The organism is Sinorhizobium mexicanum, assembly GCF_013488225.1.
GTDB lineage: Bacteria > Pseudomonadota > Alphaproteobacteria > Rhizobiales > Rhizobiaceae > Sinorhizobium > Sinorhizobium mexicanum.
On sequence record NZ_CP041239.1, the window covers coordinates 55333 to 67714 of the forward strand.

Here is a 12382-nt window from a genome sequence, read left to right on the forward strand (position 1 = left end):
ACATGCTGCTGGGCGCCTTTCCTCGCTTTTGTGGCGCAAAACGACCGCTGCGCTCGATGTCATCCTTCATACTCCGCCACTCCTCACGCGGCTTCGAGGGTTTCGTCAAACAAAAATAAAATACAATCTTGACCATGGATTGTATACATGAGACAGTGGACTTGTCTATACAAGAACGGCGCTAAAAAAGCCGAGGTGATCGACGCGCCGGGGAGCATTAAAAGAGGAGGAGCATCGCATGTCAGTGAACAGACGTACCTTCCTGCAGGGAGCAGGCGGCGCCGTGGCGTTGGCCTTGGCGCAGGGCGCATTGTCGAAGATTGCCTACGCACAGGGTGCGTCGGGCACTTTGCGGGTCGCCATCGCAAAACCAGCCGGCAACCTCGACCCGCAGAGCCACTACGCGATTTGGGCCATCCAGGACCTCATGTTCGAGCCGCTTGTGAAGTACGGCAAGGGCGGCCAGATCGAGCCGTGCCTGGCAACCGATTGGAAGATAGAGGACGGCGGCAAGACGCTGCATCTGACGCTGCGCCAGGGCGTCATGTTCCAGGACGGCACCAAGTTCGATGCCGCCGCGTGCAAATGGAACCTCGAACGCTGGATGGGGCTCGACCAGTTCAGTTGGATGAACTGCTCGAAGCACTTCCAGTCACTGGACGTCGTCGACGACTACCATATCACCCTGCATTTCAAGGACCCGGTCCTCGCGCTCATGCAGGAGCTCTCCTACACCCGGCCGACGCGCTTCCTTTCGCCCAAATCAGTTGGTGCCGACGGTAAGTTCAAGGAGCCGGTGGGCACCGGGCCTTGGGTTCAGGTCAGTGCGGACGACAGCCAGAGCGTCTTCGAGCACTTTGATGGCTATTGGGGCGACAAACCGACCTATGAGCGCCTCGAGGCCAAGGTCATCCCCGATGCACGGTCGCGAGTTGCGGCATTGCGCTCCGGCGAAATCGACCTGATCGGTGGATTCTGGATTGCGCCCTTGACCCCGGAAGAGGGCAAGCAGCTCGAGGCGGCCGGCGTCAACGTCGTCGTCGATCCGGGCAACGTCACGCTGGTGATGGCGTTCAATCCCGACCGCGCCGAGGCGCTCAAGGATCCGCAGGTGCGCAAGGCGGTCAGCATCGGCATCGATCGCGCGGCTATCTCCAAGGTGCTCTACCATGGCTACGCGAAGCCCGCCGGCAACATGTTCTCGGGCGCCTTGCCCTATGCCGGAACGCAATATGACCCGCCCGTGCGCGATGCTGCGGCCGCATCGGCGCTGCTCGAAAAGGCCGGTTGGACGGGAAGCCCCATCCGATCCAAGAACGGCAAGCCGTTGACGCTCGAACTGGTCGTCAGCCCGGACGCTGTGCCGGGGTCGCGTGTGATCGCCGAAGTCATCCAGTCCGAAATGAAGGAGATTGGCATCGATCTCGTGATCCGCTCGGTCGACCATGCCTCCAAGCACACCGACATGCTGGAGCAGAAGTACGATCTCGGCTTCTTCCTGACCTATGGTGCTCCCTACGATCCGTTCGGCTCCATCGTGGGCCTGTGCCTGTCGACCTTCCACAACGATGTCGAGGGCAAGCTGGTCACCGATCCAGTCAATCTCGATCCGTTGATCAATGCGGCGACGGCCGCGACCGGAGATCAGATCCAGCCGACGATTCAGAAGGTCTACGACTGGCTGCGCGACAACGACGCGATCGCGCCACTGGTCTACGTGCCGAGCATCTGGGCGCACTCCAAGCGGATCCAGGGCTTCACTAGTCCAGTGACCGAATACGACATGCCGTACGAAAACATCGTCTTGGCCGAATAACAGGAGGGTGCCTTGATCCACTTCATCAGCAAGCGGCTGAAGCATTCCCTGGTCCTTTTGTTCCTGGCGTCCGTGGTCTGCTTCACACTCGTGGTGTCGGCACCCGGCAATGTTGCCGTCCTGATCGCCGAGCTTCGGGGGGCCGTCGCCACACCCGGTTATGTCGAACAGGTTGCCGAAGAGATTGGACTGAACAAGCCACTGCTGATGCGCTACGTGGATTGGCTTGGTGACGCTGTTCGCGGGGACTTCGGCATCTCCTATAGAACCGGACAGGACGTCAGCGCGGACCTCGCGAACCGGATGTTCGTGACGGGAATCTTGATTGCGGGCTCGGCTGCGATCGCCACTCTGATCAGCCTGGCTTTGGGGTTCCTTGGTGCCTTCTGGCCCTACAAACTGCCGGACCGCGTTTCGCGCGGTCTGGCGCTCCTTGGCGCATCGACACCGACTTTCTTCGTCGGCGCGCTGATGATCTACGCCTTCTCCGTCACCTTCCAACTCCTGCCGTCGTTCGGTTTCGCCGGCCCGAAAAGCTGGATTCTGCCATGGCTCACCGTCGCCGTTCTGCCGGCCGCCGTCCTCAGTCGCGTCGTGCGGGTTGGGTTGGAGGAGGCTATGGCCAGCCCCTTTGTTTTGACCGCCAAAAGCAAGGGTCTCGGTCGCACCGCTATATTGTTTCGCGAGGCGCTACCCAACATCACGCCCCTCTTCATCAATGCGCTCGGCACCCAAGTCGGCTTGATGACTGCGACCGCCATCATCGTCGAGCCGCTGTTCGCCTGGCAGGGCCTGGGAGACTATTTCCTGGCCGGCGTGCGTTTCCGCGATTTCATGGTGGTGCAGGCGTGCCTGCTCATCTTTCTCACCTTCTTCATCGTGGTGAATCTGATCGTCGATCTGGCGGTTCTGCTGACCGATCCACGCATCCGCCGCCAATGGAGCTGATCATGAACATGCTCAAAGTTATTCTGGCCCGATTGAACAAGATGCCGCGCGCGGCGCTGATCACCATCGGCCTATTCGTTGCCCTTGGCACCTTCGCGCCCTGGCTGGCCCCGCAGGATCCGAGTGCTCAAAACCTTCTGGACGCGGGCATGGGGCCAAGTGCCGCGCATTGGCTGGGAACCGACAACCTCGGCCGCGACACTTTCAGCCGACTGATCATTGCCGCGAACACATCGCTGATCAGTGTTGGCTCGGTGCTCATCATTGCGATGACGATCGGCATCGCAATGGGAACGATCGCCGGCTACCACCGCGGCTGGGTGGACGATCTCTTGATGCGCATCGTCGACGTCGGCCTCTCCATCCCGAGCCTGATCATCGCGCTTGCGGTGATCGGCATCGTTGGTCCGGGCTACTGGACTATGGTGCTCGCACTGGCGCTCGCCTGGTGGCCCATGAGCGGTCGCATAAGCCGTGCGGTTGCCGTCAGCATCATGAGCAAGCCGCATATCGAGGCGTTGCGTGTGCTGGGTGCCAGCCCCTGGCGCATCTATTTCGGCCATCTTCTCCCCGGCACGATCGGTTCGGTGATGGTCTATGCGACGGCAGACGCCGGCACGGCCGCCCTGGCGGTCGCGACGCTGAGCTTCCTTGGACTCGGCATTCAGCCGCCGACGCCAGAGTGGGGCCAGATGCTTGTGGACGCATTGCCCTATCTCGAATCTGATCCGCGCCAGGTTCTCCTGCCTGGGCTTGCGCTCACGGCAGCCGTCATCGGCTTCAACACTCTCGGCGAATCCATCGCGCTCAACCGCATACCGAAACCCCTCACGAGGCGCATGCTTACAGCGCGTCGGCTTGAGGTCGTAAGCTGGAGCAAGGAGAATCCCGATGCGTGACGAACCGCTCCTGAACGTTAGCAATCTGACCGTTAGTTTGTTGACTGCGAAATCGGCGGTCCGCCCCGTCGACGGTGTCAGCTACTCGGTCCGGCAGGGCGAATGTCTCGCCATCGTCGGCGAAAGCGGCAGCGGCAAGACGGTGATGAACTTCGCGCCGCTCGGCTTGATGCCGACCGGTGTGACGACAATGCTGTCTGGCTCCGTCAAGCTCGAGGGGCGCGAATTGATCGGCTTGCCCGAGGCCGAAATCCAGAAGCTCCGCGGCAAGTCGGTCGGCTTCATCTTCCAGGATCCGATGAGCGCCCTCAACCCGGTACGCCGGATCGGGCGTCAGATTGCCGAAATGGCCGAGCTGCATCTCAACATGACGCCCAAGGCGGCCGAGGCTCGCGCCCTTGAGCTCGTAAAGCTCGTTGGCATTTCCGACCCTATGGCACGGCTCCGGCAATATCCGCACGAGCTTTCCGGCGGACTGCGACAGCGCATCGTCATCGCCATTGCGCTTGCGGGCGAGCCGAAGCTCTTGATCGCCGACGAGCCGACGACCGCGCTCGATGTGACGGTTCAGGCGCAGATCTTGCGGCTGCTGAAGGACGTACAGAGTCGTCTCAACATGGGGATGGTGCTGATCACCCACGACATGGGCGTGGTCGCGGGAGCGGCGGACAATATCGTCGTCATGTATGCTGCCCGCCCCGCCGAATGCGGCCCCGTCGACAAGGTCCTGGTGAACCCCCGTCATCCGTACACCAAGGGCCTGATCAACGCGATACCGAGGCGGGAAGACCCGATCGGTTCCGAATTCCGTGGGCTTCCGGGCGTGCCGCCGACGCTCGGCGCCCCGATCAAGGGCTGTGCCTTCGCACCGCGCTGCGAACTCGCCGTGGCCGCGTGCTCGCATAACCGACCGGCAATGGTGCCGACTGGTGACGGCAATGTTTCTGTGGCCTGCTCGGTCGTCAATCAAGGAAAGGCTGCGGCATGACGAACTCACCTGTACTCAAGGTCGAAAACCTTCAGACCCGCTTCAAAAGCGTACAGCGGGGTAAATTCATCCATGCAGTCGACGACGTTTCGATCGAGCTTTATCCGGGAGAGATTGTCGGCCTTGTTGGCGAATCCGGTTGCGGAAAGTCGACGCTCGGCCGAACTATCGTAGGACTCGAGAAGGCAAGCGCCGGGCGCGTTTTGCTCGACGGAGTTGACCTCAGCACTCTCTCAGGCGCAGCACTACGCAAAAGCCGCCGGGCACTGCAATATGTGTTCCAGGATCCCTATTCGTGTCTGAACGATCGCCAGACGGTCGGTGAAGCCATCGATGAAGCCCTGCTCATCGACGGACTCAGCTCGCACGCTGAGCGTGATCGCCGTACCAAGGAGCTGCTGGATCAGGTCGGCCTTGCAACCTCCGTCAAGGACCGGCACACACGCGAGCTCTCGGGCGGCCAGCGTCAGCGCGTTGCGATTGCCCGGTCGCTTGCTGTCAATCCAAGAGTGCTGATCTGCGACGAGCCGGTGAGCGCCCTGGATCTCTCCATTCGGGCGCAGGTGATGAACCTGTTCCTGCGGCTGCAGAAGGACCTGGGGGTGGCGTGCCTGTTCATCGCCCACGATCTTGCCCTGGTGCGACAGGCGGCCTCACGGGTCTATGTGATGTATCTCGGCAAGATCGTGGAGCAGGGACCCTCCCAGGAGCTTTACGACCATCCGAGCCATCCTTACTCGCAGATGCTGCTGGCGTCGGTTCCAGAGGTGGATCCGCGCGTCGAGAAGCTCCGCAATGGGCCGCTGCTGGTGGGGGAGGTGCCGAGTCCGACGAATCCGCCCTCCGGCTGCAGGTTCAGGACCCGCTGCCCTCTTGCCGTCGAGAACTGCTCTCAGAAGATGCCGGCGGTGCACGGCCTCTCATCCGGCCACAGTGCCGCTTGCCTATTCGCCTCCGAGCTTCACGAAGGTCGGCGTTCTGCACTTCACTGAAGAAGCGGGTCGCCGTGATTTTTGGGGAGTGCCCGCGAACGGCGCTCAGGAAACTCGCGGGAGGGTCAGCAGGGCCGAGTTCGATGCGCTCCTGGGCGGATCCATGGCCGAACGCTTGCGGAAAATCCGGAGAGGTTGGGAAGTGCCTCGGTGGCAATTTTCGACGCGAATCCCGGAGAAGTTCCCCTGCGGGAAGTCGCGCCGCTTCCCGCTAATTCGCCCGGTGCCAAGGCACCGGGCGTTTTCTCACATGCGCCCCGTGGCGATCTGCCCCGCGAGGCGAACCGTCGGCAAATCACGTTACAGCCTGCTCAGGCGGTCCCATGTGCTTAAAGCAGCTACAAGCACCTCCGATGCCTCACTCGATGATGCCGGGTGACCCTAGCTGACCATCGACCACTGGTATGCACGCCCGTCCTCGACCTGGAGAAGACTGCGCCGGGGCTGATGAGCTCGTCCTGATCAGGAACAGCACGACCCTCGTCAGCCTCTTCTTGGATCTTGGTGAAGCCGGTGACATCGCGTCCTGAACAAACGGAGTGTCGTACGGAAGAGACCAGAGATGGTTTCTTGCATCCGTGTTGATGTCCGCAACGGGGACAAACCGTGCCATTCGTCGTGTCCCAAGCTATGACCGCATAGGGTCGATCTTGGCGGTTCAGACCGTGTCGCAGTAGCGACCTATTCCCCCGTGTGGTCAGGTTCGACAACCTGCGACGATCGTTAACGGGTTGCCGAGCCGGACTTAAGACCCCACGCCATATGACGCGGCCAGACCTCCCTTGCGCTGCCATTTGATGTTCTCTTTCTGTATGTGCTCATAACTTTTGCATATGAACTCTCCCTCATTTCATATTGGAACGCGTCTAAACGCGCTGGCATGTTTCCTGCGTCGAGAGTTTCGCGGTCGATGGGGGCGGCCCTTCGAGGCCTCTCCACGCTAGACAAGTAAAAAGAGGGTGAACATGGAAACTACACGAAGAAATCTGCTGGTCGGCAGTGCCACGCTCGGCGTCCTGGCATCGCTTGCCTCTCCATTTGGTATCCAAGCATTCGCCGCAGACGGCGATACGTTGCGGATCGCGCTTAACAAGCCTGCAGGCAACCTTGACCTCAATAAGTACATCGCGGTCTGGGCCGTCCAAGCGATGATCTTCGAGCCGCTTGTCCGCTACGGGGAAGGCGGTCACATCGAACCCGCGCTCGCAGAGAGCTGGACTGTCTCCGAAGACGGAAAGCTTCTGACCTTCAAGCTGCGCCAAGATATCAAGTTCAGCGACGGCACCCCGTTCGATGCTGACGCTGCGAAGTGGAATTTCGACCGCTGGATCGGCAAGGAGGACAGCAGTTGGCTTCTGATTTCGGCAGCGCATGAGAAAACAGAAGTCGTCGATCAGTATACCATTTCGCTTCATCTCAAGCAGGCCGTTCCGTCGGCGCTGCCGGAGCTGACAACGATCCGTCCGGTGCGTTTCCAAAGCCCCAACGCCACGAATCCCGATGGAAGCATGAAGGATCCGGTTGGTACCGGTCCATGGGCTGTCACCAAGAACGATGCTACTGGGACCGAGTTGGTTCGCAATGATCTGTATTGGGGCCAAAAGCCGAGTTTCGACAAGGTAAGCCTCGTTGTGATGCCGAACGCCCGGAGCCGTCTTGAAGCGCTCCGGGCTGGGCTGGTCGACATCATCGGCGGCGCATTTGTCGCGGCCATCTCGCCGCAGGAGGCTTCCACCCTCGAAAGTTCAGGAACCGCTGTCATCAAGGAACTTGGAACTGACACGATGGTCCTCGGTTTCAATCCGGACCGGGTGATCATCCAGGATCCGTTGGTGCGGCAGGCGATCGGTCTTTGTCTGGACAAGACTGCTATATGCACCAAGTTGTTGCGCGGCTTCGCTACGCCGACTTCTAATCTCTTTCCGGAAGTGATCCCCAATTCAGGCAAGCGCGTCCCAGTCTCGGGGCGCGACGTAGCCAAGGCGAAGGAGCTTCTCGATCAGGCCGGATGGAAAGGAGAGGGCGTTCGCCAGAAGGACGGAAGGCCGCTTTCTCTGGAATTGGTCATCTCCGAAGATGCAGTCGCGGGATCCAGGGCGCTCGGTGAGGTCATCCAGAACCAGGTCAAGGAAGCCGGGATCGATATTCAGCTCAAGCTCGTCGATCATGTCAGCCGTCATGATGACATTCCGCAGTTGAAGTATGACATGGCCCTCTTCATCTCGGCGGGTGCGCCCTACGATCCGCATTCATCCCTGACGACGTATTTCCTGAGCACCTACCGCACCGGAACTGACGGCAAGATGTTCATGGATGCTAAGAATCTCGATCCGCTCGTACTCGCTGCGCTCTCTGCAAGTGCCGCAGATGCGCCAGCCGCCTACCAGGCATTCTATGACTGGCTGGAAGATCACCATGCGATTGTGCCGATCTATCACGCATCGCGGATCTGGGCACATGGCGAACGAGTCAAGAACTTCCACATTCCGCCAACCGAGTACGAGATGCCCCACGAAGGCATCAGCTTGAGCTGATCGGTCAATCTCCCACGGAGGAAACAATCATGGGACGTCTCGTGCTCCGGCGGATGCTGGGTGCAGTCACGTTGATTGCTATCGCTTCGATCTTCTGCTTCATGCTCATCGCAACGTTCCCGGGGAACGTTGCGCTGGTCATCGCTGAGCAGAGATCGGCTACTGTCTCGACCGCGGTGGTTGAGCAGATCGAAAAAGAATATGGACTCCGCGACCCTCTCCTGGTGCGGTATGGCCGTTGGCTTGGTGAAACGGCAAGTGGCAATCTTGGACGGTCGCTTCGCACAAACGAGGACGTGGCCAGCACGCTGATGCAGCGCGCTGTGCCAACGGCGACCCTGATCATGTGCGGCGGCGTGTTTGCTCTGTTCTTCGGGCTGACACTCAGCTTCCTCGGCGCATTGTTCCCGAGAACGATCATCGACCGAGGGACCCGCGCAATAGCGCTGGTGGGAGCTTCCATGCCGAAGTTCTTCGTCGCAGCGCTGCTTGTCTATGCGTTCGGCGTGTTGTTGCGTGCCCTGCCTACCTTCGGGTTCGACGGCCCTGCATCCTGGATCCTTCCTGCCGTATCCATCGGCATCGTGCCCGGCGCCTTGATCAGCCGCGTAACGCGCGTTGCATTGGAGGAAGCGATGGCGCGTCCATATGTGACAACCGCCATCAGCAAGGGGCTAAGCCGCACGAGGATACTCATCGTCGATGCTCTTCCCAATGTGTTGCCCGTGGCAGTCAACGCCTTCGGCATCCACTTTGCCTACATGGTACAGGCAGCGATCGTCATCGAGCCGATCTTCGCCTGGCCGGGTGTCGCATCATACTTCGTCGATGCAGCCCGCTTCCGGGACTACGTCGTGCTCCAGTCGAGCCTTCTGATGTTCTCGATCTTTTTCATCCTGGTGAACCTTGTCGTCGATCTGGTCGTGCTGACCATCGATCCCAAGCAGCGCCGACCACGGAGGGCGTGATGTTGCCAATCGCTCAAGCTTTCAAACGGATCATTCGCGTCGGCTGGCCAGCACTTGCCCTTGTCGGGATCTTCCTCCTCGCGGGCATCTTCGCTCCTGTTATCGCACCTTACGACCCCTCTGCCCAAGATCTCATGATGAGCAACGAAGGCATGTCGTGGGCCCATCTCCTCGGCACCGACAACCTCGGCCGGGACACCGCAAGCCGCCTGCTGATGGGCGCGCAGACGACATTGTTCGCTGTGACGACCGTCGTCATCCTCGCATTAATGATAGGGGTGACGATCGGATCGATCGCAGGCTTTGTGGGCGGAATCGTCGATGAGGTTATCATGCGCTTCGTCGACTTCGGTCTGAGCATCCCAAGCAATATCGTGGCACTGTCGGTTATCGGCGTCTTCGGGCCATCCTACGGCAACATGATCATCGCGCTGACGATCGCATGGGTTCCGAGCTATGCGCGACTGAGCCGTGCGACCGTCGCTGCCACTGTCCACCAACCTCATATCGAGAGCCTGTGGGTGCTTGGGGCAAGCAACACGCGGATCCTCTGTCGGCACCTGATCCCGACCGCAGTTGCAGCAGTGCTCGTCTATGCAAGCGCGGACGCCGGAATCCTGGCGCTGACAATCGCAACCTTGTCCTTCCTCGGACTCGGCGTGCAGCCCCCGATGGCGGAATGGGGACAGATGCTGGTTGATGCGCTTCCCTACATCGAGGAAAGTCCGAGACAGGTTATCCTGCCGGGTATCGCACTCACGATCATGGTCACTGGATTCAACTTGCTCGGTGAGGGGCTGGCTCTCGCCAAGGCTCCCAGGCGCTTGAGCTGGAAGCTCCTGCGCCTGCGCCGTGAAGTTGTTGCCAAGGAGGTCAACGCATGATGACCAACATCAACCCAAAGCCCTTGCTTCGAGTCGAGAACCTCTCGGTTACCCTGCATACCGAATCCATGTCCATCCGGCCTGTCCGCAACGTCAGCTATGACGTGCATGCCGGAAGGACTGTCGCCATCGTCGGCGAAAGCGGTAGCGGCAAGACCGTAATGAATATGGCGCCACTCGGCCTGTTGCCTGCGGGTGTCACCTCCGATCTCGACGGAAACGTAGAGTTCGCCGGACAGAACCTCCTCAGTCTTCGTGAAAGTGAGATGAGGAGTGTTCGCGGCGGGAAGATCGGCGTTGTCTTTCAGGATCCACTTAGCGCGCTTAATCCAGCGCGGAAAATCGGCTATCAGATTACTGAAGTCATTGAACATCACAAAGGTCTGACTGCCAAGTCCGCTGAGAAGCTGGCGATTGATCTGCTTGGCCTTGTCGGGATCCCTGATCCTGCGTCCAAGTTCTACCAGTATCCTCATGAGCTGTCGGGTGGCATGCGCCAGCGTGTCGTGATCGCCAGCGGCATCTCGGCTGAACCGTCTCTTCTGGTTGCCGATGAACCGACGACAGCGCTCGATGTGACGGTTCAGGCTCAGATCGTTTGTCTTCTTCAGGATCTCCAAAAGAGACTCGGCATGGCTATCGTCCTGGTGACGCATGATATCGGCGTCGTTTCAGGAATGGCTGACGATCTGGTCGTCATGTATGCAGGTTCCGTCGTGGAAAAGGGGCCTGCGTTCGACATCCTGACGGCTCCCAAGCATCCCTACACGAAGGCGCTGCTCGCATCCGTTCCGCGCTTGAACGCGGCTGTCGGATCACCCTTCCGCGGTCTAGCGGGCCTGCCGCCGGATCTTTCCAAAAAGCTGAACGGATGTGCCTTTTACGAACGATGCGAGTTCGCGATGCCGTCGTGCGCATACAAGCGACCGTTGCTGCAGCAGGTTGGGCCGACACGTTATGCGGCGTGCCCGCTCGCCGAATCTGCAGTCCTAGAGGTCGCGGAGTAAAACTATGCTGACAATCAATAACCTGACAACGACTTTCCAAGACCGAGCAACCGGTCAATATGTCAATGCCTGTGACGACGTCTCGCTGACCATAGGAGAGGCGGAGATTGTGGGTCTCGTCGGTGAATCCGGATGCGGGAAATCAACGCTCGGCCGCACCATTGTAGGGCTTGAGCGCGCGAATGGTGGCAGGATCGATTTCAACGGAACGAACTTACTTTCTGTCTCCATGATGAAGCGCCGGAGACTTGGTCGAGGAATCCAATACGTTTTCCAGGATCCGTATTCCGCACTCAATCCGCGGCAGACGATAGGGCAACTGCTCGATGAAGCGCTTATCATTAGCGGCGAGAGCAACTCGGCTGGACGGGTGGCGAGAGCGAAAGAGCTGCTTTCGGATGTTGGTCTGCCGCACAATGTGATCGAGCGCTATGCGCGTGAACTGTCCGGCGGTCAGCGCCAGCGTGTCTGTATCGCGCGATCGCTCGTCGTCAATCCCAAGGTGCTGATCTGCGACGAGCCTGTAAGCTCGCTGGACGTATCGATCCGCGCCCAAGTCATGAACCTGTTTCTGCGGCTGCGGGACGAAAAGGGCGTGTCACTGCTCTTCATCGCGCATGATCTTGCGATCGTTCGACAGGCGGCTTCGAGGATCTACGTGATGTATCTCGGGAAGATCGTAGAGGAGGGGCCGAGCGAGCAGCTCTATGCCACGCCTCTCCACCCCTACACACAGTCGCTGCTGGGTGCCGTCCCTGACCCTGACCCGCGGATCGAGCGTCATCGGGGGCGCATCATCCTGGAGGGCGATGTGCCAAGTCCGGCAAATCCACCGAGCGGCTGCCGGTTCCGCACAAGGTGCCCGGCACGGCAAGCGATATGTGCCACGACACCCCAAAACGTCTCGGTCAGGGGCGCGCAAACCGCCGCTTGCCACTTCGCCGGACAAATCCAACTCAAACCAGCATTGGTCGCCTGAGGAACAAACATGAATACCCGTTACATTGAGCCGACTGCGAACTTCCATCGCGCAGTCGTGAAGGATAGCCTTGCCTTCATTTCCGGGCTCGTCGCTGACGACGGCAATGCATCCGTGGAAATCCAGACCGATCAGGTCCTGAGCAAATTAGAGCGGCAACTACAGGTGATCGGATCTGGCTTGGACGATGTGCTGTCCGCGACGATCTTCTTGACCGACATGTCGAAGAAGCCTGCGATGAACGAAGTCTGGAGAAAAAGATTCACGCCAGACCGGCTTCCGGCCCGCGCCACGATTGGTGTGAGCGATCTCGACGGTCCGTACCTGATTGAAGTGACCGCGATCGCGGTTTGCAAAGGAGGCTGAT

11 protein-coding genes are annotated in these 12382 nt (G+C 59.9%); all 11 read left to right on the forward strand.

Annotated elements, in window-relative coordinates; genetic code table 11:
• Positions 1-238 precede the first annotated feature (238 nt).
• The gene (locus FKV68_RS20420) at positions 239-1816 is read left to right on the forward strand and encodes a nickel ABC transporter substrate-binding protein (RefSeq protein WP_180941812.1); all 1578 of its coding nucleotides are present in this window, start codon (positions 239-241) and stop codon (positions 1814-1816) included.
• Between the two features lie 12 nt (positions 1817-1828).
• Positions 1829-2764: an ABC transporter permease gene (locus tag FKV68_RS20425; protein ID WP_180941813.1), complete on the forward strand. Its 936-nt coding sequence runs from the start codon at positions 1829-1831 to the stop codon at positions 2762-2764.
• A complete protein-coding gene (locus tag FKV68_RS20430) occupies positions 2755-3663 on the forward strand; it encodes an ABC transporter permease (RefSeq protein ID WP_180941814.1) in 909 nt (302 codons plus the stop codon). Before FKV68_RS20425 ends, FKV68_RS20430 begins: the two co-directional genes overlap by 10 nt.
• The gene (locus FKV68_RS20435; protein WP_180941815.1) at positions 3656-4651 is read left to right on the forward strand and encodes an ABC transporter ATP-binding protein; all 996 of its coding nucleotides are present in this window, start codon (positions 3656-3658) and stop codon (positions 4649-4651) included. The genes FKV68_RS20430 and FKV68_RS20435 overlap by 8 nt, the downstream gene beginning before the upstream one ends.
• Positions 4648-5643, forward strand: a complete 996-nt coding sequence (locus FKV68_RS20440) for an ABC transporter ATP-binding protein (protein ID WP_180941816.1) — start codon at positions 4648-4650, stop codon at positions 5641-5643. The genes FKV68_RS20435 and FKV68_RS20440 overlap by 4 nt, the downstream gene beginning before the upstream one ends.
• Positions 5644-6608: 965 nt before the next feature.
• Positions 6609-8177, forward strand: a complete 1569-nt coding sequence (locus FKV68_RS20445) for an ABC transporter substrate-binding protein (protein ID WP_180941817.1) — start codon at positions 6609-6611, stop codon at positions 8175-8177.
• Positions 8178-8206: 29 nt separating this feature from the next.
• On the forward strand, positions 8207-9145 hold the full coding sequence (locus tag FKV68_RS20450) for an ABC transporter permease (RefSeq protein ID WP_180941818.1): 939 nt from the start codon (positions 8207-8209) through the stop codon (positions 9143-9145).
• Positions 9145-10029, forward strand: coding sequence for an ABC transporter permease (locus tag FKV68_RS20455; protein WP_180941819.1), 885 nt, complete (start codon positions 9145-9147; stop codon positions 10027-10029). The genes FKV68_RS20450 and FKV68_RS20455 overlap by 1 nt, the downstream gene beginning before the upstream one ends.
• Positions 10026-11036: an ABC transporter ATP-binding protein gene (locus FKV68_RS20460; RefSeq protein ID WP_245181771.1), complete on the forward strand. Its 1011-nt coding sequence runs from the start codon at positions 10026-10028 to the stop codon at positions 11034-11036. The genes FKV68_RS20455 and FKV68_RS20460 overlap by 4 nt, the downstream gene beginning before the upstream one ends.
• Before the next feature lie 4 nt (positions 11037-11040).
• Positions 11041-12015, forward strand: coding sequence for an ABC transporter ATP-binding protein (locus tag FKV68_RS20465; protein WP_180941820.1), 975 nt, complete (start codon positions 11041-11043; stop codon positions 12013-12015).
• Between the two features lie 9 nt (positions 12016-12024).
• Complete coding sequence (locus tag FKV68_RS20470; RefSeq protein WP_180941821.1) at positions 12025-12381, forward strand: RidA family protein; 357 nt, start codon at positions 12025-12027, stop codon at positions 12379-12381.
• The last annotated feature ends 1 nt before the right edge of the window (position 12382 follow it).